The 25,144-nt window shown below is 72.0% G+C and carries 22 protein-coding genes; 11 read left to right on the forward strand and 11 right to left on the reverse strand.

What is annotated here, in order from left to right; translation table 11 throughout:
* Nucleotides 1–51: 51 nt before the first annotated feature.
* The 3 genes from C6N31_RS13355 to C6N31_RS13365 form a co-directional block, all read right to left on the reverse strand.
* Complete coding sequence (locus C6N31_RS13355) at nucleotides 52–1,212, reverse strand: trypsin-like serine peptidase (RefSeq protein ID WP_138354191.1); 1,161 nt, start codon at nucleotides 1,210–1,212, stop codon at nucleotides 52–54.
* A gap of 155 nt (nucleotides 1,213–1,367) precedes the next feature.
* The gene (locus tag C6N31_RS13360; RefSeq protein WP_138354192.1) at nucleotides 1,368–2,282 is read right to left on the reverse strand and encodes an SDR family oxidoreductase; all 915 of its coding nucleotides are present in this window, start codon (nucleotides 2,280–2,282) and stop codon (nucleotides 1,368–1,370) included.
* Nucleotide 2,283: 1 nt separating this feature from the next.
* Nucleotides 2,284–3,132, reverse strand: coding sequence for an SDR family oxidoreductase (locus C6N31_RS13365; RefSeq protein ID WP_138354193.1), 849 nt, complete (start codon nucleotides 3,130–3,132; stop codon nucleotides 2,284–2,286).
* A gap of 79 nt (nucleotides 3,133–3,211) precedes the next feature.
* Between C6N31_RS13365 and C6N31_RS13370 the strand changes: the two genes are divergently transcribed.
* Genes C6N31_RS13370 through C6N31_RS13385 form a run of 4 tightly spaced genes read left to right on the forward strand, consistent with a single transcriptional unit; the run spans nucleotide 3,212 to nucleotide 6,769 of the window.
* Nucleotides 3,212–4,036: an enoyl-CoA hydratase family protein gene (locus C6N31_RS13370; protein ID WP_138354194.1), complete on the forward strand. Its 825-nt coding sequence runs from the start codon at nucleotides 3,212–3,214 to the stop codon at nucleotides 4,034–4,036.
* A gap of 14 nt (nucleotides 4,037–4,050) precedes the next feature.
* On the forward strand, nucleotides 4,051–4,899 hold the full coding sequence (locus C6N31_RS13375; protein WP_138354247.1) for a CoA transferase subunit A: 849 nt from the start codon (nucleotides 4,051–4,053) through the stop codon (nucleotides 4,897–4,899).
* Complete coding sequence (locus C6N31_RS13380) at nucleotides 4,896–5,666, forward strand: CoA-transferase subunit beta (protein WP_198357596.1); 771 nt, start codon at nucleotides 4,896–4,898, stop codon at nucleotides 5,664–5,666. Before C6N31_RS13375 ends, C6N31_RS13380 begins: the two co-directional genes overlap by 4 nt.
* Nucleotides 5,663–6,769, forward strand: coding sequence for an NAD(P)H-dependent flavin oxidoreductase (locus C6N31_RS13385; RefSeq protein WP_198357597.1), 1,107 nt, complete (start codon nucleotides 5,663–5,665; stop codon nucleotides 6,767–6,769). The genes C6N31_RS13380 and C6N31_RS13385 overlap by 4 nt, the downstream gene beginning before the upstream one ends.
* Nucleotides 6,770–6,787: 18 nt before the next feature.
* Here C6N31_RS13385 and add read toward each other — a convergent pair whose 3' ends face one another.
* The 4 genes from add to C6N31_RS13405 all read right to left on the reverse strand — a co-directional run bounded on the left by add (nucleotide 6,788) and on the right by C6N31_RS13405 (nucleotide 10,573).
* Nucleotides 6,788–7,804, reverse strand: a complete 1,017-nt coding sequence (gene add / locus C6N31_RS13390) for an adenosine deaminase (RefSeq protein ID WP_198357598.1) — start codon at nucleotides 7,802–7,804, stop codon at nucleotides 6,788–6,790.
* A 66-nt stretch (nucleotides 7,805–7,870) separates the two neighbouring features.
* Nucleotides 7,871–9,028 carry an acetyl-CoA C-acetyltransferase gene (locus C6N31_RS13395; protein WP_198357599.1) on the reverse strand — a complete coding sequence of 386 codons (1,158 nt, stop codon included), beginning with the start codon at nucleotides 9,026–9,028 and terminating at the stop codon, nucleotides 7,871–7,873.
* A gap of 81 nt (nucleotides 9,029–9,109) precedes the next feature.
* On the reverse strand, nucleotides 9,110–9,697 hold the full coding sequence (locus tag C6N31_RS13400; protein ID WP_138354248.1) for a TetR/AcrR family transcriptional regulator: 588 nt from the start codon (nucleotides 9,695–9,697) through the stop codon (nucleotides 9,110–9,112).
* 78 nt (nucleotides 9,698–9,775) lie between these two features.
* Nucleotides 9,776–10,573, reverse strand: coding sequence for an SDR family oxidoreductase (locus C6N31_RS13405; RefSeq protein ID WP_138354199.1), 798 nt, complete (start codon nucleotides 10,571–10,573; stop codon nucleotides 9,776–9,778).
* Between the two features lie 89 nt (nucleotides 10,574–10,662).
* Between C6N31_RS13405 and C6N31_RS13410 the strand changes: the two genes are divergently transcribed.
* The 4 genes from C6N31_RS13410 (at nucleotide 10,663) to C6N31_RS13425 (ending at nucleotide 14,206) form a co-directional block, all read left to right on the forward strand.
* Nucleotides 10,663–11,820, forward strand: coding sequence for an acyl-CoA dehydrogenase family protein (locus tag C6N31_RS13410; protein WP_138354200.1), 1,158 nt, complete (start codon nucleotides 10,663–10,665; stop codon nucleotides 11,818–11,820).
* Entirely contained in the window at nucleotides 11,820–12,800 is a 981-nt protein-coding gene (locus C6N31_RS13415; RefSeq protein ID WP_138354201.1) for an acyl-CoA dehydrogenase family protein, read from the forward strand. The genes C6N31_RS13410 and C6N31_RS13415 overlap by 1 nt, the downstream gene beginning before the upstream one ends.
* A 262-nt stretch (nucleotides 12,801–13,062) precedes the next feature.
* Nucleotides 13,063–13,680, forward strand: coding sequence for a TNT domain-containing protein (locus C6N31_RS13420; protein ID WP_198357600.1), 618 nt, complete (start codon nucleotides 13,063–13,065; stop codon nucleotides 13,678–13,680).
* A 304-nt stretch (nucleotides 13,681–13,984) separates the two neighbouring features.
* Complete coding sequence (locus C6N31_RS13425; protein ID WP_138354203.1) at nucleotides 13,985–14,206, forward strand: hypothetical protein; 222 nt, start codon at nucleotides 13,985–13,987, stop codon at nucleotides 14,204–14,206.
* A gap of 262 nt (nucleotides 14,207–14,468) precedes the next feature.
* Here C6N31_RS13425 and C6N31_RS13430 read toward each other — a convergent pair whose 3' ends face one another.
* On the reverse strand, nucleotides 14,469–15,263 hold the full coding sequence (locus C6N31_RS13430; RefSeq protein ID WP_232485174.1) for a L,D-transpeptidase family protein: 795 nt from the start codon (nucleotides 15,261–15,263) through the stop codon (nucleotides 14,469–14,471).
* Nucleotides 15,264–15,460: 197 nt separating this feature from the next.
* On the opposite strand from C6N31_RS13430, the gene C6N31_RS13435 reads away from it, so the two are divergent.
* Both C6N31_RS13435 and C6N31_RS13440 read left to right on the forward strand, forming a co-directional pair.
* Nucleotides 15,461–15,982 carry a DUF309 domain-containing protein gene (locus C6N31_RS13435; protein WP_198357601.1) on the forward strand — a complete coding sequence of 174 codons (522 nt, stop codon included), beginning with the start codon at nucleotides 15,461–15,463 and terminating at the stop codon, nucleotides 15,980–15,982.
* 202 nt (nucleotides 15,983–16,184) lie between these two features.
* Nucleotides 16,185–17,054 (forward strand): trypsin-like serine peptidase, encoded by an 870-nt coding sequence (locus C6N31_RS13440; protein WP_232485163.1) that lies wholly within the window; start codon nucleotides 16,185–16,187, stop codon nucleotides 17,052–17,054.
* Nucleotides 17,055–17,391: 337 nt separating this feature from the next.
* On the opposite strand, the gene C6N31_RS13445 is transcribed toward C6N31_RS13440, so the two are convergent.
* Nucleotides 17,392–18,801: an alpha/beta fold hydrolase gene (locus C6N31_RS13445; RefSeq protein WP_187145133.1), complete on the reverse strand. Its 1,410-nt coding sequence runs from the start codon at nucleotides 18,799–18,801 to the stop codon at nucleotides 17,392–17,394.
* A 196-nt stretch (nucleotides 18,802–18,997) separates the two neighbouring features.
* On the opposite strand from C6N31_RS13445, the gene C6N31_RS13450 reads away from it, so the two are divergent.
* Nucleotides 18,998–19,993, forward strand: a complete 996-nt coding sequence (locus tag C6N31_RS13450; protein WP_138354206.1) for an ArsR/SmtB family transcription factor — start codon at nucleotides 18,998–19,000, stop codon at nucleotides 19,991–19,993.
* 3 nt (nucleotides 19,994–19,996) lie between these two features.
* Here C6N31_RS13450 and C6N31_RS13455 read toward each other — a convergent pair whose 3' ends face one another.
* Nucleotides 19,997–20,848: a hypothetical protein gene (locus C6N31_RS13455; RefSeq protein WP_138354207.1), complete on the reverse strand. Its 852-nt coding sequence runs from the start codon at nucleotides 20,846–20,848 to the stop codon at nucleotides 19,997–19,999.
* A gap of 100 nt (nucleotides 20,849–20,948) precedes the next feature.
* Entirely contained in the window at nucleotides 20,949–25,013 is a 4,065-nt protein-coding gene (locus C6N31_RS13460; RefSeq protein WP_198357663.1) for a Kelch repeat-containing protein, read from the reverse strand.
* Nucleotides 25,014–25,144: the final 131 nt, after the last annotated feature.

The raw sequence follows: 25,144 nt of genomic DNA on the forward strand, positions 1-25,144 counted from the left end.
CCAGCAGTAGAAGTCACACAGCATCTAACGATCAACTACTGGCGCAGGACACTAGCGGAACTTCCGGCTGATCGCGTTGTAGACGCCCTGCGCCTCGGGTCCCAGATGCGGACCGGCCAGCCAGGTGTCGTTGGACGGGCCGATCGACGTGTTCGACACCAGGGCCGTCTTGCCGTTCGGCATGGTGGTGAACCAGCCGCCGCCCGAGGAACCACCGGTCATCGTGCAGCCGACCCGGTACTCGGTCGGCATGCTCGCGCCCATCGACAGCCGGCCGGGCTTGCCGATGCAGTCGAACATCCGCGCACCGTCGTACGGCGGCGCCTGCGGGTAGCCCCAGGCACCGATGCCGCTGAACAGCGTGGGCGACGGGGCGCCGAACCACACCGGCAGGGACGCGCCGACGGTCTCCTGCAGGGACTTGCCGCCGCCGTTCTCCGGCTTGACGTGCAGCACCGCGAAGTCGTACGGCGAACCGCCGCCGCCGGAGTGGGTGCCGGTGGCGATCCACTGCGAGGAGGTCTGCGCCCAGTCGGCCCACCATGCGCCGTACGGAGTGACGTTGCGCTGCGGGGAGCTGTCGACGCGGGAGGCGGACAGCCCGTTGTCGTTGTACGACGGGACGAAGATGAGGTTGCGGTACCAGCCGCCCCGGGAGCCGCTGTGAACGCAGTGGCCGGCGGTCCAGACGAGGTTCGACTTGCCCGGGTGCGCCGGGTCGTCGACGACGGTGCCGGAACAGACCTTGGGGCCGTCGGGGCTGTCGAAGAAGATCTTGCCGACCGGTGCCGCGTGCTGGTGGTACGGGCGGGCGACCTCCTTGGCCGCCACCGGGCGCGGAGCGGGGTCGGTGGTCCCCTGGTCCGAGCCGAAGTTCGACTGGACGGTGTTCTGGTTCTCCTTCGCCCCGGACATCCGGGCCGGCTTCCACAGGTCCTTGATGACCGGGTTGGCGAAGTCGGCCGCCTCACGCGCCCACTTGTCCCAGTTCTTCCAGTCGCCCTGCTTCCACTTCTCCAGGTCCTTGATGCTGGTGGGCAGACCGTTCGGAAGTTTGGCGTCGGAACCGGGGTCGGCCTTGGCCGAGGTACTGGCAGCCGCGGTCGGCTTCGCCGCCGCGTCGCTGTCGTCCGGGCCGCAGGCGGTGGCGGTGAGCGCGAGCAGCGCGGTCACCGCCGCCGCGGCTCGGGCGGACCGTCGAATGAATGGCATTGAGTTGTTCCCCCATGTACGTGCAGGTACGTGCTTTTTGTACGTTTCTTGTCATGCCCCCATCCGGGGCGGCCTCCACTATGCCGTTTCCCCGACGGAGTTGGATCACCGGCCCCTCGTTGTCGCAGAACCGTTTCATGGCACGGACGGGATCTTCACGCCCCATAGACCGGCTGCGGGGACTCGGCGTCGGCCAGCAGCTTCAGAGCGGTCTCGCCGGCCTCCGCCGGGGTCCACCGGGCGCCCTTGTCGGCCGTCGGTCCCGGCCGCCAGCCCTCCATGACGGTGATCCGGCCCGCTTCGGTCTCGAAGACCCGGCCGGTGACGGCGGCCGAGGCCACGGAGCCGAGCCAGACCACCAACGGGGAGACGTTCTCCGGCGCCATGGCGTCGAAGGCGTCATCCCCTGGCGCGGCCATGGTGTCGGCGAACGTCCGCTCGGTCATCCGGGTACGGGCGGCGGGCGCGATGGCGTTGACGCGGACGCCGTACCGGGCCATCTCGGCGGAGGCGACGAGCGTCAGGCCGATGATCCCGGCCTTGGCCGCCGAGTAGTTGCCCTGCCCGACGCTGCCCAGCAACCCTGCCCCGGAGCTGGTGTTGATCACCCGTGCATCGGGGGTGCGGCCGGCTTTGGCCTCGGCACGCCAGTGCGCGGCGGCATGCTTCAGCGGCAGGAAATGACCCTTGAGATGGACGCGCATCACCGCGTCCCAGTCGTCCTCGTCGAGATTGACGAGCATCCGGTCGCGCAGGAACCCCGCGTTGTTGACGAGGGTGTCGAGCCGGCCGAACGTGTCGAGCGCGGTGTCGACCAGGGCGGCGGCCCCGGCCGAGGTGGCGATGTCGTCGCCGTTGGCGACCGCCTCGCCGCCCAGCGCGCGGATCTCGTCGACGACCTGCTGGGCCGGACCCCCCGAGCCCCCGGCACCGTCCAGCCCGACCCCGAGGTCGTTGACGACGACTCGCGCGCCCTCGGCGGCGAAGGCGAGCGCATGCGCGCGGCCGAGACCGCGCCCCGCACCGGTGACGACGGCGACCCGGCCCTCGCAGATTCCGGCTTCGGTCATGTCAGCTCTCCTTGTTCGCGGTTGACGGGGATGGTGACGATGACGATGGCGGTGACGATGTCGCCATGTCCTGATCGCGGTTGACGGTGGCGGCGTCGAGGAAGGCCGGGCGCTCGCCGCCACCGTGCACGAGCAGGCTCGCCCCGGTGATGTACGCGGCGCGCTCCGAAGAGAGGAAGACACAGGCGTCGCCGACCTCACAGGGCTCGGCCAGCCGCCCGGCGGGCACGGTCCGGCCGACGGCCGCGATACCGGCGTCGTCCCCGTAGTGCAGATGGGACAACTCCGTGCGGACCATGCCGAGGACCAGGGTGTTGACGCGTACGGCCGGGGCCCATTCGACGGCCATGGAGCGCGCGAGGCTGTCCAGCCCCGCTTTGGCGGCGCCGTACGCGGCGGTCCCGGGTGACGGCCGGCCGCCGCTGACGCTGCCGATCATGAGGATCGAGCCGCCGGTCTCCTGATCGCGCATCACCTCGTAGGCGGCCAGTGACGCGGTCAGCGGGGTGGTGAGGTTGAGTTCGAGGACCCGGGCGTGCCGGGCGGCGCCGCCGTCGGCGAGCAGCCGGAACGGCGTCCCGCCGGCGTTGTTGACCAGGGTGTCGAGCCGCCCGCAGTCGTCCTTCACCCGCGCGAAGAACGCGTCGACGGAGCCGGGGTCCCGCAGGTCGAGGGGGACGAAGCGGGCCGTGCGGCCGTCCGCCGTGACGGGTTCGTCAGGGGGGCGGCGCGCGCAGACCACCACCTCGGCGCCCGCCTCCAGGAAGGCGCGGGCGATCCCCGCACCGACGCCTCTCGTGCCGCCGGTGACGACGACGACGCGTCCGGACAGATCGACGGTGACCGTCAACTGGCACCTCCCGCAGCGCTCGATCCGCTGCTACCTTCTACCTAACAAATGTTTGGTGGAAAGGTAGCTGATCCTCATCATGGGTGTCTCCACCTCGGCCCCGCAAGACGGAATCGCCGTCATCACCGTCGACTTCCCGCCCGTCAACGCCCTCCCCGTACAAGGGTGGTTCGACCTGGCCGACGCGCTGCGCGCGGCCGGCGCCGATCCGGCCGTCCGCTGTGTCGTGCTCACCGCCGCGGGCCGCGGCTTCAACGCGGGCGTCGACATCAAGGAGATGCAGCGCACCCCCGGACACCAGGCGCTGATCGGCGCCAACCGCGGCTGCGCCGACGCGTTCGGCGCCGTCTACGACTGCGAGGTACCGGTCATCGCCGCCGTGCACGGCTTCTGCCTGGGCGGCGGCATCGGCCTGGTGGGCAACGCCGACGCCATCGTGGCCAGCGACGACGCGACGTTCGGGCTGCCGGAGCTGGACCGCGGGGCGCTCGGAGCCGCCACCCACCTCTCCCGGCTCGTCCCCCAGCACCTCATGCGCGCCCTGTACTTCACCTCCCGCACCGCCACCGCCCAGGAGCTCCACCGGCACGGCTCGGTGTGGGAGGTCGTGCCCCGCGAGAAGGTGCTGGACGCCGCGCTCGCGCTGGCGCGCGAAATGGCGGCCAAGGACGGCGAGTTGCTGCGGCTGGCCAAGGCCGCGATCAACGGTATCGACCCGGTGGACGTCCGCCGCAGCTACCGCTTCGAGCAGGGCTTCACCTTCGAGGCCAACCTCAGCGGACTCGCCGACCGGCACCGGGACGCGTTCGTGTCGACGAAGTCGGCGAAGTCTGCTGAACCGGCGAAGTCTGCTGAACCGGCGAAGGCCACCACCCCCGGGCAACCGGTGAAGGAGGAGCGGTGAGTACGGACAAGACCATGACCGCCGACCAGGTCGTCGGCCGGCTGGGGAGCGGGATGACCCTCGGCATCGGCGGCTGGGGGTCACGCCGCAAGCCGATGGCCCTGATCCGGGCGCTGCTCCGCTCGGACGTCACGGACCTGACCGTGGTCTCCTACGGCGGCCCCGACGTCGGACTGCTGGCCGCGGCCGGCAAGATCCGCAAACTGGTCGCCGCCTTCACCACCCTGGACTCGATCCCGCTGGAACCGCACTTCCGGGCCGCCCGCGAGAGCGCCGCCTTCGAGATGACGGAGCTGGACGAGGCGATGTTCATGTGGGGGCTGACCGCCGCCGTCCACCGGCTGCCCTTCATGCCGATCCGGGCCGGGCTCGGCTCGGACCTGATGCGGGTCAACCCCGGCCTGCGGACCGTCGTCTCCCCGTACGAGGACGGCGAGGAACTGGTGGCCGTGCCCGCCCTCCGGCTCGACGCGGCGCTCGTCCACCTGAACCGGGCCGACGCGTTCGGCAACGGCCAGTACCTGGGCCCCGACCCGTACTTCGACGACCTGTTCTGCGAGGCGGCCGACACCGCGTACGTCAGCTGCGAACGCATCGTCGACAGCGCCGAGCTCCTGCAGGCAGGCGCGCCCCAGACACTGCTGGTGAAGCGGCACTCGGTCACCGGGGTCGTCGAGACCCCGAACGGCGCCCACTTCACGTCCTGCGCCCCGGACTACGACCGGGACGAGGCGTTCCAGAGCGCGTACGCCAAGGCCGCCGCCGACCCAGCGGCATGGCGGGAGTTCACCGACCGCTTCCTGTCCGGCGACGAGGACACCTACCAGGCCGCCGTGGCGGCGTTCGCGAAGGAGGGCGCATGAACGCGAAGGACACTTCAGGCGTGACCCGCGCCGAGTACTGCGTGGTGGCGTGTGCTGAAGCCTGGCGCGGGGACGGTGAGATCCTCGCCAGCCCGATGGGCACCGTGCCGGCGATCGGCGCCCGGCTGGCGAAGCTCACCTTCTCGCCCGATCTGCTGCTCACCGACGGCGAGGCGATGCTGATCGGCGACGTCCCGGCGATCGGGGGCGCGTCGGAGCTGATCGAGGGCTGGCTGCCGTACCGCCAGCACCTGGCGATGGTCACCGGTGGCAAACGGCACGTAATGATGGGCGCCAGCCAGGTGGACCGGTTCGGCAATCAGAACATCTCCTGCATCGGCGACTGGGAACAGCCCAAGCGCCAGCTGCTGGGCTCCCGGGGCGCACCCGTCAACACCCTCAACAATCCGACCAGTTACTGGGTGCCGAGACATTCCTCCCGGGTCTTCATCGCTCGGGTCGACATGGTCAGCGGCGTCGGCTACGACCGCGCGGCGGCGGCCGGGAAGACCGCGACCCGGTTCCACGAGATCCGCCGGGTCGTCTCCGACCTCGCCGTCTTCGACTTCGACACCCCGGACCGGTCGATGCGGATCCGCTCCCTGCACCCGGGGGTAACGGCGGAACAGGTGCAGAACGCCACCGGCTTCCCGCTCGTGATCCCCGCCGATGTCCCGTTCACCCGTGAGCCGACGGACGCCGAACTGCGGCTGATCCGCGAGGTGATCGACCCCCGGGGCCTGCGGGACCGCGAGGTACGGGCATGAGCGGGCCGCCCGACGGGACCCCCGCGTCGTTCGACACCCCGGCCTCGTTCGAGACCCCGCTGACCAAGCTCGTCGGAGTGCGGTACCCGATCGTGCAGACCGGGATGGGCTGGGTGGCGGGCCCCCGGCTGGTGTCCGCCACCGCGAACGCGGGGGCGCTGGGCATTCTCGCCTCCGCCACCATGACGACGGAGCAACTGCGCGCTGCCGTGAAAGAGGTCCGGTCGCGGACCGACGCACCGTTCGGCGTCAATCTGCGGGCGGACGCGGGCGATGCCCAGGAGCGGGTCGGGATCCTGATCGAGGAGGGGGTTCGGGTCGCGTCCTTCGCCCTGGCGCCGTCCCGGGACCTGATCGCCCGCCTCAAGGACGCGGGCGTGGTCGTCATCCCGTCCATCGGCGCCCGCCGGCACGCGGAGAAGGTCGAGGCGTGGGGCGCCGACGCCGTTCTCGTGCAGGGCGGCGAGGGCGGTGGCCACACCGGCAACATCGCGACGACGGTGCTGCTCCCGCAGGTGGTGGACGCCGTCGGCATCCCCGTCATCGCGGCCGGCGGCTTCTTCGACGGCCGCGGGCTGGTCGCCGCCCTGGCGTACGGGGCGGCCGGGATCGCGATGGGCACCCGCTTCCTGCTCACCTCCGACAGCACGGTCCCGGCCGCGGTCAAGGCCCGCTATCTGGCGGCGTCGGTCAAGGACGTCACCGTCACCACCAAGGTCGACGGCCTGCCGCACCGGATGCTGCGCTCGGAACTGGTCGACGCCCTGGAACGCTCGGGCCGGCCCGCCGCCCTGCTGCGCGCCCTGCGGCACGCGGCCGCGTTCCAGCACGATTCCGGGCTCGGCTGGCGGCAGATGATCCGCGACGGTCTCGCGATGAAGCACGGCAAGGAGCTGACCTGGAGCCAGGTGCTGCTGGCCGCCAACACCCCGATGATGCTCAAGGCGTCGATGGTCGAGGGCCGCACCGACCTCGGGGTGATGGCCTCGGGCCAGGTCGCGGGCCTGATCGAGGACCTGCCGTCGTGCGCGGAACTCGTCGGCCGGATCATGACGGAGGCCTGGGCGGCGCTCGGCGCGCTGCCCCGGGAGCCGGTGCGGTAAGCCCCCGCAGCCCGGTCGTCAGGCGCCCTGGGCCAGCCAGTCGTCGATCTCCGCCCGCAGCCGCGCCTTGGTCCCGTCCGGCGCGAACGAGGCGTCCACTCCGGCGCGGGCCAGTTCGGCCAGCACCTCGTCGTCGTAGCCGAAGGCGTCACGGACGAGCTCGTACTCGCGCGCCAGTGACACGTTGATCATCGACGGGATGTCGGTGCTGAGCGTGACGAACAGCCCGGCCGCGCGCATCCGCTCCAGCGGGTGCGCGCGCAGCGACGCCGCGAAGCCGAGGGCGACGTTCGACGACGGGCACACCTCCAGCGGGATCCGCCGCTCCCGCACCTCGGCGACGAGTGCCTCGTCGTCCAGGATCCGGATGCCGTGTCCGATCCGCTCGGCTCCCCCGATGTCCAGGGCCGCACGGATGCTCTCCGGCCCACAGGCCTCTCCCGCGTGGTGCACGATGTGCAGCCCGGCCTTGCGGGCGGCGACGAAGACTTCCGCGAACGGTTCGACGGGGTGCGCCTCGTCCCCCGCGACCCCGATGCCCACCACTCCGGCCCCGGCGTGGCGTTCGGCGAGTTCCAGGGTGCGCCAGGCGCGCTCCACCGACCGGCGGCGGGAGTGGTCGAGCAGCACCCGGCACTCGATGCCGAACGTTTCCTGGCCCGCCGCCAGCCCTTCCAGCACGCTCACCAGCGGCATGTCGAGATCGCCGAGCCGTTCGCCGTGGCCGGCGGCGGTGAAGGACACCTCGGCGTAGCGGGTGCCGTTGGCCGCCTCGTCCTCGCAGAACTCGTAGGCGATCCGGTGGAAGTCCTCCGGCCGGCACAGGCACGAGCGGACCAGGTCGTTCTGCGCGAAGAAGTCCGCGAAGCTCTCGAAGGCATGGCCGCCGTCCACCAGATGCGCGGGGATCTCCACTCCGTTCGCTGCCCCGATCTCCGCCAGGGTCTGCCACCGCACGGTGCTTTCCAGGTGGACGTGCAGGTGGGCCTTGGGAAGCGCGCGCAGATCACGCGTCGCGGCGGGAGTCGACGTCATACCGGGAAGCCTGCCACCGGGTGTGGGAGCCGTCGAACGAATTGCCCCGCCGTTCCAGGACCGGCCCTACAACCGCTCAATGATGGTGACGTTGGCCTGGCCGCCGCCCTCGCACATGGTCTGCAGGCCGTACCGGCCGCCGGTGCGCTCCAGTTCGTGCAGCAGCGTCGTCATCAGTTTGGTACCGGTGGCACCGAGCGGGTGGCCCAGGGCGATGGCGCCGCCGTTGACGTTGACCTTCTCGGGGTCGGTCCCGGTCTCCTTGAGCCAGGCGAGCACGACGGGGGCGAACGCCTCGTTGATCTCCACCAGGTCGATGTCGTCCATGGACAGCCCGGTCTTCTTCAGCGCGTACGCCGTCGCGGGGATCGGCGCGGACAGCATCCGGATCGGGTCCTCGCCGCGGCAGGACAGATGGTGGATCCGTGCGCGGGGGGTCAGACCGTGCTCGGCGACCGCGCGCTCGGAGGCGATCAGCATCGCCGAGGCCCCGTCGGAGACCTGCGAGGAGACGGCGGCGGTGATCCTGCCGCCCTCCACCACCGGTTTGAGGGCTGCCATCTTCTCCAGGCTGGTGTCCCGGCGCGGTCCCTCGTCGGTGGTCACAGCGCCGTACGCGACGATCTCGCGGTCGAACCGTCCCTCGTCGATGGCGCGCAGCGCCCGCTGGTGGGAGCGCAGCGCGAGCTCCTCCATCGCCTCGCGGGTGATGCCCCACTTGTCGGCGATCAGTTCGGCGCCGTGGAACTGGTTGACGGGCTGGTCGCCGTAGCGGGCCCGCCAGCCCTCGGAGCCGGCGAAGGGCCCCTCGGTGAGGCCGAGCGGGTCGGCGGCCTGCCGGCTGGCGAAGGCGATCGGGATCATCGACATGTTCTGGGTACCGCCCGCGACCACCAGGTCGCTGGTGCCGGAGAGCACCGCCTGGGCGGCGAAGTGCACGGCCTGCTGGGAGGAGCCGCACTGCCGGTCGACGGTCACCCCGGGCACCTCCTCGGGAAGGCCCGCCGCCAGCCACGCCGTCCTGGCGATGTCGCCGGCCTGCGGGCCGACGGTGTCCAGGCAGCCGAACACCACGTCCTCGACCGCCGCCGGGTCGGCTCCCGAACGCTCCATGAGCGCCTTGAGGACATGCGCGCCGAGGTCGGCGGGGTGCACGGCGGACAGTCCGCCCTTGCGCCTGCCGATCGGGGTGCGGACCGCTTCGACGATGTAGGCCTCGGCCATGACTACTCCTCGGTGTCCTTCACGAATGTCGCTTCGTCCATGTCGGTTGTCGATGCCGGTCGTCCATGCCGGTTGTTCGGCTCAGCTCCGGACGGCCACGCCGTCCAGCACCATCGACAGGTACTGCCGGGCGATCTCCTCCGGGCTGTGCTGTCCGCCCGGCCGGTACCAGGAGGCCGCGACCCAGACGGTGTCGCGGACGAACCGGTAGGTGAGCCGGACGTCGAGGTCGGCGCGGAAGACTCCGGCGGCCACCCCGCGCTCCAGCGTCCCCAGCCAGGCCCGTTCGAACTTCACCTGCGAGTCGGCGAGATAGCCGAAGCGCGGCTGGGCGGCCAGGTGTCTGGCTTCCTTCTGGTAGATCGCCACCGCCGCCCGGTGCCGGTCGATCTCCTTGAAGGACTGCGTGACCAGGGCCTCGATGGTCTCCCTGGGCCCGAGGCCGGCGGCCAGCACCTCGTCGTACCCGGCCCACAGTTCGTTGAGGAAGGTCGAGAGGATCTCGTCGACCATCGATTCCTTGGAGTCGAAGTGGTAGTAGAGGCTGCCCGCGAGCATTCCCGCCTCGTCGGCGATGCGCCGGACGGTCGTCGCGTTGTAGCCCTGCGCGGCGAACACCTCGGCCGCGGTCGCCAGGAGTTCGCCGCGGCGCTCGGGGGCGGCGGTCATCGTCGTCTTCTTGCTGCTCTTGCTGCTCTTGCTGCTCTTGCTGCTCTGGCTGCTTTTCGGCACCGGGTCATTCTCGCCTCACGCGTGCTGGCTGCTGGCCGACACGGTCTCGCCGGTCAGGTACGAGGAGTAGCCGCTGGCCAGGAAGACGATCACGTTGGCGATCTCCCACGGTTCTGCGTACCGCCCGTAGGCTTCCCGCTCGGTCAGTTCGGCGAGCAGCTCGGGGGTGGTGACCTTCGCCAGGTGCGGGTGCATGGCCAGGCTGGGCGAGACCGCGTTGACCCTGACCCCGTAGGCGGCCGCCTCGACGGCGGCGCAGCGGGTGAGCGCCATGACGCCCGCCTTGGCGGCGGCGTAGTGCGCCTGCCCCGCCTGGGCGCGCCAGCCGACCACGGAGGCGTTGTTGACGATGACGCCGCCGCTGCCGGCCCGCCGCATCCGGCGGAGTGCGGCACGGGTGCAGCGGAACGTGCCGCCGAGAGTGACGTCGAGGACCTTGGACCACTGCTCGTCCGTCATGTCGACGAGCTCGGTGGTCCCGCCGAGCCCCGCGTTGTTGACGAGGATGTCGAGCCGTCCGTGCCGCTCCTCGGCGAGGTCGAACAGCGCGGTGACGTCGTCCTCGCTGGTGACGTCGCAGGCCACGCCCGCCACCCGGTCCGCGCCGAACTCCGCCGCCAGCGCCTCGGCGGACTCCTTGATCCGGCGGGGGTGCGCGTCGCCGATGACGATGCTCGCGCCCTCCTCCAGCAGTCGGCGCGCGGTGGCGCCGCCGATACCGGCGCCCGCCGCCGCGGTGACGACGGCGGTGCGCCCGGCCAGGAGGTCGTGCCCCTGCGGATACGGGGGCGGGGTACCCAGGTTCGCGGTCATACGCGGAACTCCTCCTCGACGGCTGACGGGGCGTACGTTAATCTACCAAACACTTGTTAGGGAAGGCTCGTAGGGGAGGACGGAATCCGATGGACCTCGACTTCACGCCCGGGGAGGACACGTTCCGGGCCGAGGCCCGCGCCTGGCTCGCCGCGCACGTCCCCGCCACCGCGCTGCCCTCCCTGGAGACCGCCGAGGGCTTCGCCGCCCACCGCGATTGGGAGCGCGAGCTGTCCGGCGCCCGCTGGTCGGTGGTGTCCTGGCCCGAGGAGTACGGCGGCCGGGGCGCCTCGATCCTGCGCTGGCTGGTGTTCGAGGAGGAGTACTACGCCGCGAACGCGCCCGGCCGGGTCAGCCAGAACGGCATCAACCTGCTCGCCCCGACCCTCTTCGAGCACGGCACCGACGAGCAGCGCGCCCGCATCCTGCCCGCCATGGCGAGCGGCGCGACCATCTGGGCGCAGGCCTGGTCGGAACCGGAAGCGGGCAGCGACCTGGCCTCGCTGCGCTCCACCGCTACCCGCGCCGACGGCGGCTGGCTGCTGAACGGACAGAAGACCTGGTCGTCCCGCGCCGCCTTCGCCGACCGCGCGTTCGGCCTCTTCCGCAGCGACCCGGCGGCGGACCGGCCGCACCGCGGTCTGACGTACCTGATGTTCGCCCTGGACGCGCCGGGCGTGACGGTACGGCCCATCGGACGCCTCGACGGCAAGCCCGCCTTCGCCGAGCTCTTCCTGGACGACGTCTTCGTCCCCGACGAGGACATCATCGGCGCCCCCGGCCAGGGCTGGCGGGTCGCGATGAGCACGGCGGGCAACGAGCGCGGCCTCACCCTGCGCAGCCCCGGCCGCTTCCTGGCCGCCGCCGACCGTCTGACCGCGCTGTGGCGCGAGCGGGCGGACCCGCACGACACGGCGCTGCGCGACCGGGTCGCCGACGCGGTGATCGGCGCCCGCGCCTACCGGCTCTTCACCTTCACCAACGCCTCCCGTCTCGCGGAGGGCGGGGACATCGGCGCCGAGTCCAGCCTCAACAAGGTCTTCTGGTCGGAACTCGACATCAGGCTGCACGAAACCGCCCTCGACCTGCTCGGCTCCGACGGCGAACTCGCCGACGGGGACGACGGCGGCGGCTGGGCGGAGGGCTACGTCTTCTCGCTCGCCGGGCCGATCTACGCCGGAACCAACGAGATCCAGCGCGACATCATCGCCGAGCGGCTGCTCGGCCTCCCGAAGGGACGCCGGTGATGCGGTTCCTGCTCGACGCCGAACAGACCGCCTTCGTCCGCACCCTGGACCAGCTGCTGGCCGCGGCGGACACCCCGGCCGTCGTCCGCGCCTGGTCGGCGGGCGACCACGGCCCGGGCCGCGCCCTGTGGGAACGTCTCGCCGGGACCGGCGTCTTCGCCCTGGCGGTCCCCGAGGAGTACGACGGCCTCGGACCGCTCCCCGTCGAACTCGCCGCGGCATTCGTGGAGCTGGGCCGGCACGCGGTGCCGGGGCCGCTGGCCGAGACCATCGCCGTCTGCGCCCTCCTGCGGGGACTCGGGGACCGCGGTCCGGCGAAGGAATGGCTGCCGCGCATCGCCTCCGGCGAGGTGCTCGTGACGCTGGCGCCGGCCGGCTCGTACGCCCTGGACGCGGATGCCGCTGACGCGGTCTTCCATGTCGTGGCGGACGGCCTCGCGCTCGCGACCGGCCACGGGCCGGTCCGCGCCTCGCTCGACCCCGCCCGCCGGCTCGCCCGCCCCACGGGGGGCGAACCGCTCATGTCCGGCCCGGCCGTACGGGACGCCGTGCGCGAGGCGGCCGACTGGGCCTCCTTCGCGACCGCCGCCCAGTCCCTGGGCACCGGCCTCGCCCTGGTGGAACAGACGGTGGCCTACGTAAAGCAGCGCACCCAGTTCGGCACCGCCATCGGTGGCTTCCAGGCCGTCAAGCACCAGCTCGCGAACGCCCTCCTCGGTCTGGAGTTCGCCCGCCCGCTCCTTTACGGGGCGGCGGTGGCACTGGCCGGCGGCTCGCCGGGCGCGGGCCGCGACATCGCCGCCGCCAAGGTCGCCTGCGGCGAAGCCGCCTATGCGGCGGCCCGCACCGCGCTCCAGCTGCACGGGGCGATCGGCTACACGGCCGAGTACGACCTTTCGTTGTGGATCGGCAAGGCGACCGCGCTGCGCACGGCGTGGGGCACGCCGGCCGAGTGTCGGGCGCGGGTGCTTGCGGGGTAGCCGGGTGCGTCCTGGGTACCGGGGCCGGGCTCTCCGGCGCAGGGGTTCGAAATCGACTATTTACGGGCCTGGCGGCCCACAAATAGCTCGGCAGCATTTCGAACCCCTACGCCTCCGATCCCGGCCCCCTCGCCGCCGTTCGAACGCTTGGGCGCCATTGCCCGCCCCCCACTGCGTCTGCTGTGATCCTCCGGTTGCAACTCGTGACCAACCCGATTGACCAGGGGGCTATATGAGGCTGCGTCAGCTGTTCGTTTCACTGGTGGCGGGAGCCTTACTGCTCTCCACCGCCGGTGCCGCCGCTGCCACCACCACCGAGCCGGCGAACGCCGGCACCGCACGGACCGAGTGCTCGGCGTCCCTCTTCGAAGGAGACCCACGGCTCGGCCCGGAGGTGCTGCCCACCAGGGGCGCCGTCGGGAACGAGCTGTTCCTGTACCAGCGCACGGGCGGGCTCTCCGAGCAGGCGTTCCTGTCGACGTACAACACCGGCACCAGTTGGATCTACCCGCCCCAGAACGGCTACGTCATCGGCCCCGACGGCCGGCCCGTCGAGTGGCAGCAGACCCTGCTCCCCGGCCAGGACATCGACCGGTTCGGCAGTGAGTACGGCTCCTTCCTCGCACCCGAGGGCCTGCCGTACGCCAACCGCTCCATCCCGCCGCAGAGCCTGGACGGCACTCCCGCGGCCGGTTGCAACTACCACGACTACCGCGTCCTCAAGCCCTTCACCGTGGACGCGGGACCGATCGCACCCTGGTTCGCACAGCCCGGCTACGGCCTCCAGTACCAGCTGGACGCGACCCTCGTGCCCGGCTCCCCGACCGCTCTCAACGTCATGTGGCTGGTGGCCAACGGCTATTTGCAGCGGCTTGTCTAGGGCCTACGAAAAGGACGATCGCCGAGGGTGATGATACGGAACCGACGGTAGTCGCAAGCACGCTGTACAGGAGCGTTCCGGCGTGGACAGATGTCGCGCAGGCGGAAATCGGAAGATCCGGTGGCGGCCTCCAAAGCCGTTACAGGTGATCCACGCTCAGTGACCGCTGCCGCGATGAACTCAGCAGATGGCCCCGCCGGGCACCATCAGCTGCCTACCGGGCGGTACTCCGCGACGGTGGTCCGGAAGAAAGCGATCCGGCTGGGAGGACCGTAGGGGCCTGAGAGGGGCCATACTGGGGGTAATGACGAAATCAGCCGTGACCCGCCGCCACCTGCCCGCCAGCCCCTTCCGGATTCCGGTCGCCCCTCCCGTCGAGAACTTCGAGGTGGGTGACCGGGTAACGCATGACGTCTATGGACTCGGCCGAATCATCGGTGTCGAGGACGAGGTCGCCGTGCTTGCCGACTTCGGATCCCGCCAGGTACGGATCATCAAGCCGTACTCGAAGGTAACGAAGCTCTGAGGTTCCTGGCCGCGCCCCCGCAAGGACGCGGCCAGGATTCTCCCCGCCCGCCGCCCTGAGCCCAAGGGACCTCAGGGCCGGCTCGAAACTCCGGCATGCCCGCGCCCGGCGCGAGACGCCGGCCAGTATCCCGGCTCCGGTCCACCGGGCCGCCGCACCATCTCTTCATGCTCCAACTCCCCACCGTTCAGACGTGTTCCCAGCCCGTGAAGTTCCCCGGCTCCGGCACGAATCTCATGACTTTCGCGGCCCGGGGGTCGGTTCAGCGCGCCAGTGAGGCCCCGTCGCCCATGGCGATCACCGGGTGGCTCCGCGGGTCGAGTGCGCGCAGCAGGTCGACCATGTGTGCTGCGGACAGGCTGACGCAGCCGTGCGTCGGGCCGCCGTGGTCGACGTGGATCCAGATGCCGCCGCCGCGGCTTTTGCCCAGCGGCTGTCTGCTGTCCAGCGGGGACGCACCCGGCACGCGGTTGTAGTCGATGGCGACGACGTAGTCGAAGGACCCGCCCAGCGCCTCGCCGCGGAATCCGGTGCCGCCCGCGGTGAAGCCCTGGGAGCGGTGGTACGGCAGTCCGCTGCCCGGGTCGGGCTTGAAGCCGCCGGCGTCGCTGAGCGTGAAGACCCCTACGGGGCTGTGCAGATCGCCCTCCTGGTGTGTGCCGGTCCAGCCGCGCAGGGCGTTGTGCGCGGGCCAGGCGGCTCCCGCCCGCCAGCGGCCGTCGGCGGCCCGGGTCCACAGGGTGACGGTGGAGTCGGAGGAGTCCTTCGCCCGGCCCGAGGCGAGCAGTACCTGGTGGGAGGCGGTGGGGATCGCCGCGAGGGTGGCGGGGCCAAGACCGGGGATCCGGTCGGTCGCGTGGCCGGCGGGCGCGTTGTCCTGGGCGGCGTCGGCCACGGTCGCCGACGGGGGCCCTGCGCCGGTCCTGACGACGGCGGGGACCGAGGCCGCCCGGTCCTGCGACCGCGGGCCGATGAGGGGGTCGATCGGGCCGATGGAACCGAACCCGAACCAGGCCGCTGCGGTGGCCAGCGACAACACCGTCGTCACCCCGGCCAGGGCGGCCGTCCGGCCGGAAGCGCGACGCCGGGACCGGTGCCGCGCGCGGTGGCGGCCATGGCTGGTTCGCGTTTCGGGCACTGTGACGGGCCTCATGGGCAGCGATACTCGCAAAGTCCGGGCCCGCTGGGGGCCTCCGGGCCGACATCCGTCCCAGATGTCCTGACCCGTCCCTCACACATCCGGGAGGGGAACTGATGAACAATCGCACGATGGACGAGACCTCCCCGTACGACAGTGCCCTGCCCGACGACCGCGACCGCGACCCGTCAGGGCGGGCCCGCAACGCCCGGCCACGCGACGGACTCGGCCGGCCCCTGCCGTACGGGGCGCCCGGCGTGGAGCGGCAGCCCGAGGGCGTGCCGCGCTCCCCCGGGCAGTCGCTGGCCGAGGCGCAGCGACTGCTCGACGCGGGGCTGCCGTTCCACGCCCATGAGGTGCTGGAGGACGCGTGGAAGGCGGCCGACGAGCCGCAGCGGGCGCTGTGGCGCGCCCTGGCACAGCTCGCCGTGGGGCTCACCCACGCGCTGCGGGGCAACGCGTCGGGCGCGGCGACCCTGTTGCGCAGGGGCGCTGACGGCATCGAGCCGTACCGGGACGCCGCGCCGTACGGGATCGACATCGCGGGCCTCGTCGGCTGGGCCCGCGAGCTGGCGGACCGTCCCGGTGCGGCGCAGGGCGCCCCGGCTCCGCGGCTGGTGGTGGAAGAAGGCGTGTAACGCGTTTGGACGCCCGGCCCAAGTACAGATGTAAGACATCGCTCATCTGTTCAAGGAGTCGCCCGTGCAAGCGAAGCATTCGATACCGCCACCTGGCCGCGCTGCCGGCTCTTCTCAGAACGCTCACACAGCGCTCTCACAGGACTCTCACACTGGCTCGGGATGATCAGGTCAACCGGGGCGACGAGAGAGGGCCCGCCGTATGAAAAAGCGTCTGCAGCCCATGCGCGGAACGGTTCATACCCTGTCCCGTCTGCTGGGCAGGACCGGTGTCCTGGTCGTGGCCTGGCTGACCGTCACGGTCGCGGGGACCGGAGTGGTCGTCGCGACGGGCGAGTCGCCGTTCGCGGCCTCCGAAGCGGTGAGTGGGCCCGCTGTGTTCGCCGGGCTTCCCGGGGTGTCGAACACCGTGCACGCGACGGCGAGCATCAAGCAGGTCGGCGCGCTCTTCGACGGCGGGCTGTCCGGCGGCCATTACTGCACGGCGAGCGTGGTGCAGAGCGCCGGCAAGAACGTCGTCGTGACCGCGGCGCACTGCCTGTCCGGGGGTACCGGCGACACGGTCTTCGTACCGGGTTACCACGACGGCGAAGCACCGTACGGTGTCTGGCCGCTGGAGAGCGTGACGCTCGCCCCGGGGTGGACGAGCGGCGCGGACCAGGACCTGGACGTGGCGTTCGCCGAGGTGGCGCCTGTGAACGGCCGTGAGATCCAGGACGTGGTCGGCGGCTACACGATCGGCACCAGCGGGAGCGGCGACAACGACGGGACGACGGCCACCACCGTACGGATCACCGGCTACCCGTCCACCGCGGACGCACCCCTCACCTGCTACAACGACGCCACGGCGTACACCGCCGACCAACTGCGGATCGCCTGCACCGACTACACGGGCGGGACCAGCGGTAGCCCCTGGGTCACCGGCCTGGACCCGGACACCGGTACCGGGACGGTCATCGGTGTCATCGGCGGCTACGAGGAGGGCGGCGACACTCCGGACGTCTCGTACAGCCCGGCCTTCGACAGCGTGATCGGTTCCCTCTACGAGCAGGCCGTCGCGGCCTCGCGGTAGATCGGTTCGATGGAAAAGATGCTGCGCGAAATCGAATCACCCCACCGGCGCCGGAGCGCAGGGTCCGCGCGTGTAGACGTCGGCCCCGGGACCCGGAGTTGGCCGCGGATCCCGGGGCCGACGCTGTCACACCCTCACCCGCCCCGACGGCGGGTGAAGGGCCCGACCCAGCAGGCGGCGCAACCTGGTGGGTCGGGCTGGTCGTTGGCCTGGTCCCATCTTCAATGCCCGGTCTTGAGCGGGGCTCGTGACGGGCTGTAGCACGGCCACGAGCGACGAGGCCCCTGCCGGTGCCCGGGGAAGGGCCGGCGGGGGCCTCGCGTTCGATGGGCCGCTGTCAGCCGCGCAGCAGGAAATCGTAGACCGCCTGGCGTCCGGCGTCGCTGGTGGCCCGGCTCTGCACGGAGTGCGCCGCTCCGGGCACGATCACGACCTGGCCGAGCGGGGCCATCTTCGCCTCCTGGCGGAGCCATTCCATCGGGGTGGACACGTCCCGGTCGCCGCCGAGCAGCAGCACCGGCACCCGGGGCAGTTTCCGGTGACGGGGCGGGGCCGCCGGCACGGGTTCGCGCGGCCAGTCCAGGCAGCTGAGGATGAAGCCGTTACGGGTGGCGGTGGCCGCGTCGAAGGGCCAGGTGCGGGCCGGTGCGAGCTTGCGCTCGACCCTGTCCAGCGCCGCGGCCCGGCCGTCGACCGGAGTGTCGGACGTGCCCCACGGGTAGTGGTAGTCGGCGCACAGCGTGCTGGCGTGCAGACCCTGGCTGAGTTGCTCGGCCGTGGCCGCCGACCCTTCCCGGGTGCCGTCGATGTACCCCTGCAAGGTCTGCGGCTGGCCGGCCGCCGCCAGGTGCAGCGCCTCGGGGACGCCCTTGAAGTCGGGGTCGACGAACTCGTAGGTGGTGATCATGTCCAGGACGGCGGGCCCGTTGTGGTAGGTCCGCACCACCTGGGCGAGGTCACGGGCCGGGTCGGTGGTGCACGCGGTGGCCGCGCAGGCGGCGCGCAGCACCCGGGCGGTGGCGGTGAGGGTGGTCAGGTCCGGCAGGTTGTCGCCCTGCTGCGGCACCACCGAGTCCAGCACCAGCCGGTTGACCCGGTCCGGGTGCGCCAGTGCGTACCGTTCGGCGACGAAGGTGCCGTAGGAGACGCCGTCCAGGGTGATCCTGCGGGCGCCCAGCGCCTGCCGCAGCAGGTCCAGGTCGCCGACGGTGTCGGCGGTGCTGAAGTAGCGCCGGTCGGGGCCGATGGCGGCCGCGCAGTCCTTGACGGCCTGGTGAGTGGGCGGCGTCAGGTCGGAGGATCCCATCTCCTTCTGGAGTTGCGGGCATTGGAGCGCGCCCGCGCCGGTGCCCCGCTGGTCGATCATGATCATCCGGTACTGGCCGAGTACGGGCGCCATGATGCCCGCGATCCTGGTCATGAGGGGCACGCCCGGCTGCCCCGGTCCTCCGGCGAGAAAGATCAGATCGCCCTTGGGTGCCCGGGTGTTGCCGGTCATGGCCACGCTGAGCGCCAGGGTGCCATGGGTGCGCCCGGAGTGGTCGAGCGGGACGGCGAGGGTGGCGCAGGTGAATTTCTCCTGCCCCGGGCACGGCGCCTGCCCGGTGAGGTGACCCGTGCGCTGGGGCGCGGTGGCCGGCGCCCCGGCGGGAACGGCCGTGGGGGCCGCCCCTGCTGTGAGCGCGCCGGCGGCCGCCAGGGCCACCAGCCCCGTCATCGTCCGTCTGCGGAACCGCACTGCGACCATGGACCCGTCCCCAATCCCCGTTGTTCCGCCGTTTTGTACGGCTGAACGGGGGCGCGCCGCCCGGACTCCCCCGTCCGTCCGACGGTGCGCCCCCGCACCGCACAGGCTGCTATGTGCCCCGCCGTACCGCGAGCGTTTGTGCCAGGATTCGATGAGGTTCAAAGGGTGAGCGGGCCGCGGGGCCCCGGGGGAGAGCATGATCCGACTGGCAGTGGACTCCACCGGGCTGGCCAGGTCCCGGTTCGCCGTCTCACCGCTGATCGAGGCGGCCGGCACCCTGATGCCGTGGGGAGTGCGGGGACCGCTGAGCGCGGACCCCTGGGTGTACCGGGCCCGGCGGCTGCTGCGCCGGGAGGACCTGCCGCTGCTGACCGCGCTCGCGGTGGACCGGGCCGGTTATCTGCCGGACTTCCTGACTCCGTATCCGAGTGTCCCCTCCCCCGATGTCGCCGACGAGTTGGAGCAGGTGCGCACCACCCCGCCGGAGCGGGTCGTCGCCGAAATGGAGGCGGTGCGGGTCGGCCGCCCCGCGAACGGGCTGGCGGGACGGGAACTGCCGGACGTGGTGCGCGAGACGCTGGACCGCGGCGGCCGGTATCTGGCCGAGCGCGCCGCGGACGAGCTGGGCCGCTACTGGGAGAGCGGCTTCGCGGCCCACTGGCCGCAGGCCCGGGCGGTGCTGGAGGCCGAGGTCGACCAGCGGGCCCTGACCCTGGCCCGCTACGGCGCCGCCCGCCTCTTCGACTCGCTGCATCCGTCGATCCGCTGGGACGGCGGAACCCTCCGCGTCGACAGCCGCTTCGAGGTGACCCTGCCCGTGCCGATGGTGCTGCTCGTGCCGTCCCTGGTGGCCTACGCGATCGGCGTCTCCATCGACCCGGTCCGGGGGGTGCCGCTCCGGCCACCGGCGCTGATCTACCCGGCGCGGCCGCCGGCGGCGGACAGGGCGCCGCCCAGCGCGGAACTGGCCCGGCTGCTGGGCCCGACCCGCGCCGATCTGCTCGCCTCGCTCGACCGGCCGGCGACCACCACGGCGCTGGCCGCCACCCGCTTCCTCAGTCCCGCGACGGTCTCGTACCACCTGGGTGTCCTGCGCAGGGCAGGGCTGGTCAGCAGCACGCGGTCGGGCCGGGAAGTGCTGTATCTGCGCACTCCGCAGGGCGGGCGGCTGCTGTCCTCCCCGCCGGGGTAGCCCTCAGCCCTGCTCGGCCGGTGCGGTCAGCAGGCCCAGCGCGGTCAGGTCGTCGACGGGCTCGTGGACGCTGCAGGAGCCGACGGACGTGAAGGCGGAGCGCACCCGCGCGACGCCTTCGGCGCCGAGCCGCTCGACGCGGTCACGGACCGTGCCGGCCGTCCGCTCGGCGAGCAGCGCCGCCACCGCGTCGCTGCCGGCCCCGTCCAGCGCCGCTTCGGTGGCCAGCAGGACGTTGAGGAACCCGTGGTGCTCGAAGCCGGTCGCGGGGTCGGTGTGCCGCAGGGCGTGGTGCAGTCCCGCGGTGCATTTGAAGGCCAGTCCGCGGCTCGCGCAGGTGATGATCGCCCCGGCCAGTTCCGCCTCGCCGGGGAACGCCGCGGCGGCGGTGCCGCCGGTGCGCAGTTTGGCGTGGTGCCGGCTCGCCGCGAGGGCGTCGGCCACGTCCGGGCCGAGGGCGCCGCGCGGTACCTCCACATGGGCGGTGACGTCCGCGGGCAGCTCGCGGTCGAGGACGGCGAGCGCCGCACCGATCGCGGCGCCGTCGGGCAGCGCGATCTCCACGGCCGCGAGACGGGCGCCGGACACCTTCGCGAGCAGGTCCAGCGCGGGCGGCAGGGCCGGGGTGCCGCCGGGCACGGTCAGGCCGATGCCGATGACGTCGTCGCCGGGGAGCGCCGCGATGGCGGCGGCGAGCTCGCCGAGCCGGGGGGCCGGGAAGACGAAGGGGCCGACGAGGTCCGCGAACCACGCCGTCCGGTGGCCGAGGTGCGCGGGCAGCGCCCGCGGCAGCGGTACGTCCCCGGGCGGGAACAGTGCGGCGTCGTCGATCAGTCCGGACCAGGCGGTGTTCATGAAGCGGCCTTCCCTTGGGGTGGCGCTGCCGCCACCCGCGTGGAGGGGACCGGTTCGCCCGGTCCCCTCCACGGATCTCAGCGGGTCAGCTCACCTTTCGTCAATCCTTCAGGAGATTGAAGTTACTGGTGGTGACCGCTCCCTTCTTGATCTTCACGGTGGTGGTGGTCGGCTGGTAGCCGTCCTTGGCGATGATCAGGGTGAGCGGGTTGTTGCGGACGTCGAGCCACAGGGCGTACGTACCATCCGTGCCCGTCTTGAGCGTGTAGTGCGTCGCCCAGGTGTTGATCTGGACGGTCGCACCCGCAAGCGGCGTGCCGGCGCCGGTCACCGTACCGGTGATCTTGGCCCAGGTGGCCGGGGGCTTGACGGTGAACGTGACACCGATCGGGTCCAGCCGGTAGGGGGTGTCACTGGTCAGCGCCAGCGAGGCGTGGAACGTGCCGGGCTGGGTGACCTCCGGGACCGACGCGTCCAGCGTGACGGTGAACGAGACCGTCGCGCCGGCCGCCACGGTCAGCTTGTCCGTGCTCTCGCTCAGCCAGCTGACGTCGGCGCTGTCCGACTGGTCGTAGCCGGGCAGCAGCTCAGCCGTCTTGACGGGCGTCTGGCCCGCCAGGCCGCCGATCGCGTAGAAGCCCGGTCCCGCGCCGCCGCGGTAGACCGACGCGTTGGCGTTGGGCAGTGCGCTCCAGGTGTTGTCGGCCGGGTTGTAGGCCCACGCCTGGTTGGTGATGGCCGCACCGCTGTTGATGGCGCCGCCGGCGATCAGCAGCAGGCCGTTGGCGGAGGTGTACGACGTGCCCCACTGGTCGGTGGGCTGGTCGGCGATCGGCGACCAGGCGTTCGTGGCCGGGTCGTAGACGTAGCCGTGCTTGACGGTGCCCGCGTCGGTGGTCCCGCCGGAGCAGTACAGCTTGCCGCTGATGGCGCCGCACGCCTCCCAGGAGATGGCCTCCGGGTAGGCGGCCGCCGCGGACCAGCTGTTGGACGCCGCGTTGTAGACCGACACGTCGGTGGTGCCGCAGGCGGTCGCGGTGCAGCCGCCGACGACGTACAGCTTGTCGTTGACGACGGCGCTGCCCGAGCCGGCGTACGGCTTCGGGGTCGCCGCGCCGGTGGACCAGGTGTTGGCCGCGGTGTCGTAGATCTCCAGCTTGGCGTCCGGAGCGCCGGAGGCTCCCCAGCCGCCCGCGATGTAGAACTTGCCGCCGATGACTCCGTGGGCGGGTGCCTCACGGGTGTCGGCCGCGGCGGCCTTCTTGGTCCAGGTGCCCGCGGTCGTGTCGTAGGCGTACAGGTCGCTGGTGTCCGCGGCCCCGGTGAAGCCGAAGCCCGAGTAGACGGTGCCGTTGGCGACGCCCACGGCGTTGTCGCCCGTGGTCACCGGCAGGTCGGCGATCGTCTGCCAGGCGGTGCCGGCCGCACCCTGCGCCGCGGGGGTGACCCGGGGCGCCTTGTCCGACGTGAGCGCCAGCTTGGACGTGCTGGTCCTCACGAGGTTCAGCGGGGCTCCGCCGGTCTTCGCGATGACGAAGTCACCCGCGGTCTCGCCGACGTTCAGGGTGGCGGGAGCGGTGCCGGTGTTCTTCACCGTCACCTTCTGGGTGGCGGTGCCGCCCCAGGCGGCCGTCTTGCTGATGGCGCCGGGAGTGACCTGCAGCCGGCCCGCCTTGAGCGCGAGGTCGGCGCGGACGGTGCCGTCCGGCGGCACGTTCGCGGTGGCACTGGCCTTGGAGTAGCCGGCGGCCGCTGCCACGAAGGGGTGCTTTCCGGTCAGGTGCGAGAACACCCAGTAGAAGCCGTCACCGAGCGCCGCGTCGTCCGGGGTCGCCGCGGTCGTGGTCTTCTCCGCGGGGGCGTCGGCGCTGGTCACCGTCGCACCGTTGACACCGGTGTGGGTGTTGGCGTCCGTCACGTTGCCGACCACCAGGCCGCCGGGGACCGGGTCGTAGGAACGCTGGCCGACGAAGACGTTGTCCAGCTCCCACCAGTAGGCCCAGGTGCCGGAGTAGTGGAAGCGCAGCCGGACGTCGCTCTTGCCCGCGTAGGCGGTCAGCGGCAGGTCCACGTGCTGGGGGCCGAGGAGCGAGGTGGTCGTCTGGTGCCACAGCGTGGTCCAGGTGGTCCCGCCGTCGGCGCTGACGTCCACGTCGGCGGTCGAGTTGGAGTAGCCCTTGTACTCGGTGTCGAAGCCGACCACCGGGGTGGTCTTCCCGGTCAGGTCGAACGACGGGGAGAGCAGCTGGCTGTCCTGGTGCTTGCCGCTGCCGATGTGGTCGCTGTCGATGATGGCGAAGCCGCCGGTGCCACCGGTCTTGTTGGTGCGCTTGCCGGCGTCGTCGAAGCCCCAGCCGCCGGTCGTGCCGTCGGCGTTGGTCACGCTCCAGCCCGCGGGCGCGGTGGTGGTGGAGTCGAACGGTTCGGTCGCGCCGTTGAGGTGGACGGCGTAGCCGGGAGCCTGCGCGGCGATCGCGTCGACCGGGACGGCGACGTTCACGGTCTGGTCGGCGGTGCCGACGGCGACGACCTTGTCGACCGACTGGTAGCCGGTGTAGGCCGCGGTGACGTGCAGGGTGTAGGAGACACCCTGCGGGAGCGTCAGCTGGTACGCGCCGGTGGCCGGGTCGGTGAACACCGGGCCGCCCGGTACTCCGTTCACGGTGATCTTCGCGTAGAGCGGCCAGCCGTGCCCGGATCCGTCGGCGACCTTGCCGGAGACGGTCTGGCGCGGCACGGCGTCCAGGGCGAACGACTGGGTGACCGTACCGCCGTCGGCGAGGACGACCGAGGCGACGGTCTTCGTGGCGTAGCCGTAGGCGCTCGCCGAGACGTCGTAGCTGCCCGGCGGGATGTCGAGCTTGTAGCCGCCGGCGGCGTCGCTGACGGCGCTGTGGTCACCTGCCTTGACCTGCGCTCCGGCCAGTGGCGCGCCGGTGGCGTGGTCGGTGACCGTACCGGAGATCACGCCGTGCGGTCCGCTGCGGAAGGCGTCGAGGCCGTTCGGGGTGCCGAGGCCGGTCGGGCCGTCGTAGCCGGTGCCCGCGGTGCACAGGTAGGCCGGCGTGCAGGTGCCGTTGATGCCCGTGGTCACGTCGTTGAGCGAACCGGGCTTCGCGTACGGGTACGCGTTCGGGTAGGTGCCGGCGCCGGGGGTGCCGGCCGCGGCGTACACGCCCGCGATGATCGGCGAGGCGGCGCTGGTGCCGCCGTACACCGACCAGCCGGAGGCTCCGTAGGTCTGGTAGACCGCGACACCGGTCAGCGGGTCGGAGACCGCCGAGACGTCCGCCACCGCGCGCTTGGCGCAGGGCGTGTCCGTCTGGAAGGCCGGCTTGGGCTCGTAGAGCGAGCACCCGGAACCGGGCCCGCCGTACGAGTTGTGCCAGACCGACTCCGTCCAGCCACGGCCGCTGCCCGCGTCCCTGGCCAGCGCGGTTCCGCCGACGGAGGTCACGTACTGGGAGGCCGCCGGGTAGCTGACGCCGTAGTCGCTGTCACCCGAGGACGCCACGATGGCCACGCCCGGGTGGTTGTAGTACGGGTCCATCGCCGTGGTCTCCGACGGGTCCTCGCCGCTGCCGGGCGTGGAGTCGTAGCCCGTGCCGTACGAGTTGGAGACGTACTTGGCGCCGAGTGCGACCGCCTGGTCCACCGCCGCGCCGAGGTTCTCGAAGCTGGGGTCGTCCGCCTCGACCAGCAGGATGTGGGCGTTGGGGGCGGCCGCCGACACCATGTCGACGTCCAGCGAGATCTCACCCGCCCAGCCGGGGTCGGGAGCCGGGTAGTCGGTGCCGCCGCGCTGACTGACCTTCTTGAAGCAGCCGTTGGCGGTGGTGCAGGCCGGGAGTCCGTACTGCGCCCGGTAGACCGCGAGGTCGGCCTCCGCGGTCGGGTTGTCGTAGGCGTCGACGATGGCCACGGTCTGGCCGGCGCCGCCGTCGGCGGGGAGCGCGTAGGCGCTCTGCAGGTCCCCGGGGCCGAAGCCGTTCGGGGTCGCCGTGTTGATCCCGACGGTGCCGCGCAGGTCGGTGCGGCGCAGCGCGAAGCAGCTGAACTGACCGGGCTTGGCCGCGCCGCACTGGGCCGTGACATCGGGCCGGGCGGCGGAGGGGACGGCCGACGCCGTTGCGGCGGCGGGAAGTTGGAGACCGAGCAGGGCCACGGTGGCAGAGGCGGCGGCGGCGATGACCGACGCCACGCCTCTGCGTCTTCCGGGCCGCCGCTGTATGGGTATACGCAAAGCAGGACTCCTGGAATCTGACCGGAGCCGGCCGGTACAGGGGTCGACCGGCC

This window comes from Streptomyces fildesensis (assembly GCF_016107395.1).
In the GTDB taxonomy this organism is placed as follows: domain Bacteria; phylum Actinomycetota; class Actinomycetes; order Streptomycetales; family Streptomycetaceae; genus Actinacidiphila; species Actinacidiphila fildesensis.

Excerpts from the sequence above, each read along its gene's own strand:
- C6N31_RS13415 (WP_138354201.1), top strand. The coding sequence starts at position 11,820 with ATGCGGTTCCTGCTCGACGCCGAACAGACCGCCTTCGTCCGCACCCTG.
- C6N31_RS13400 (WP_138354248.1), bottom strand. The coding sequence starts at position 9,697 with ATGACCGCCGCCCCCGAGCGCCGCGGCGAACTCCTGGCGACCGCGGCC.
- C6N31_RS13380 (WP_198357596.1), top strand. The coding sequence starts at position 4,896 with ATGAACGCGAAGGACACTTCAGGCGTGACCCGCGCCGAGTACTGCGTG.
- C6N31_RS13440 (WP_232485163.1), top strand. The coding sequence starts at position 16,185 with ATGAAAAAGCGTCTGCAGCCCATGCGCGGAACGGTTCATACCCTGTCC.
- C6N31_RS13405 (WP_138354199.1), bottom strand. The coding sequence starts at position 10,573 with ATGACCGCGAACCTGGGTACCCCGCCCCCGTATCCGCAGGGGCACGAC.
- C6N31_RS13425 (WP_138354203.1), top strand. The coding sequence starts at position 13,985 with ATGACGAAATCAGCCGTGACCCGCCGCCACCTGCCCGCCAGCCCCTTC.
- C6N31_RS13445 (WP_187145133.1), bottom strand. The coding sequence starts at position 18,801 with ATGGTCGCAGTGCGGTTCCGCAGACGGACGATGACGGGGCTGGTGGCC.
- C6N31_RS13435 (WP_198357601.1), top strand. The coding sequence starts at position 15,461 with ATGAACAATCGCACGATGGACGAGACCTCCCCGTACGACAGTGCCCTG.
- add (WP_198357598.1), bottom strand. The coding sequence starts at position 7,804 with ATGACGTCGACTCCCGCCGCGACGCGTGATCTGCGCGCGCTTCCCAAG.
- C6N31_RS13355 (WP_138354191.1), bottom strand. The coding sequence starts at position 1,212 with ATGCCATTCATTCGACGGTCCGCCCGAGCCGCGGCGGCGGTGACCGCG.
- C6N31_RS13410 (WP_138354200.1), top strand. The coding sequence starts at position 10,663 with ATGGACCTCGACTTCACGCCCGGGGAGGACACGTTCCGGGCCGAGGCC.
- C6N31_RS13385 (WP_198357597.1), top strand. The coding sequence starts at position 5,663 with ATGAGCGGGCCGCCCGACGGGACCCCCGCGTCGTTCGACACCCCGGCC.
- C6N31_RS13360 (WP_138354192.1), bottom strand. The coding sequence starts at position 2,282 with ATGACCGAAGCCGGAATCTGCGAGGGCCGGGTCGCCGTCGTCACCGGT.
- C6N31_RS13375 (WP_138354247.1), top strand. The coding sequence starts at position 4,051 with ATGACCGCCGACCAGGTCGTCGGCCGGCTGGGGAGCGGGATGACCCTC.
- C6N31_RS13450 (WP_138354206.1), top strand. The coding sequence starts at position 18,998 with ATGATCCGACTGGCAGTGGACTCCACCGGGCTGGCCAGGTCCCGGTTC.
- C6N31_RS13370 (WP_138354194.1), top strand. The coding sequence starts at position 3,212 with ATGGGTGTCTCCACCTCGGCCCCGCAAGACGGAATCGCCGTCATCACC.
- C6N31_RS13395 (WP_198357599.1), bottom strand. The coding sequence starts at position 9,028 with ATGGCCGAGGCCTACATCGTCGAAGCGGTCCGCACCCCGATCGGCAGG.
- C6N31_RS13455 (WP_138354207.1), bottom strand. The coding sequence starts at position 20,848 with ATGAACACCGCCTGGTCCGGACTGATCGACGACGCCGCACTGTTCCCG.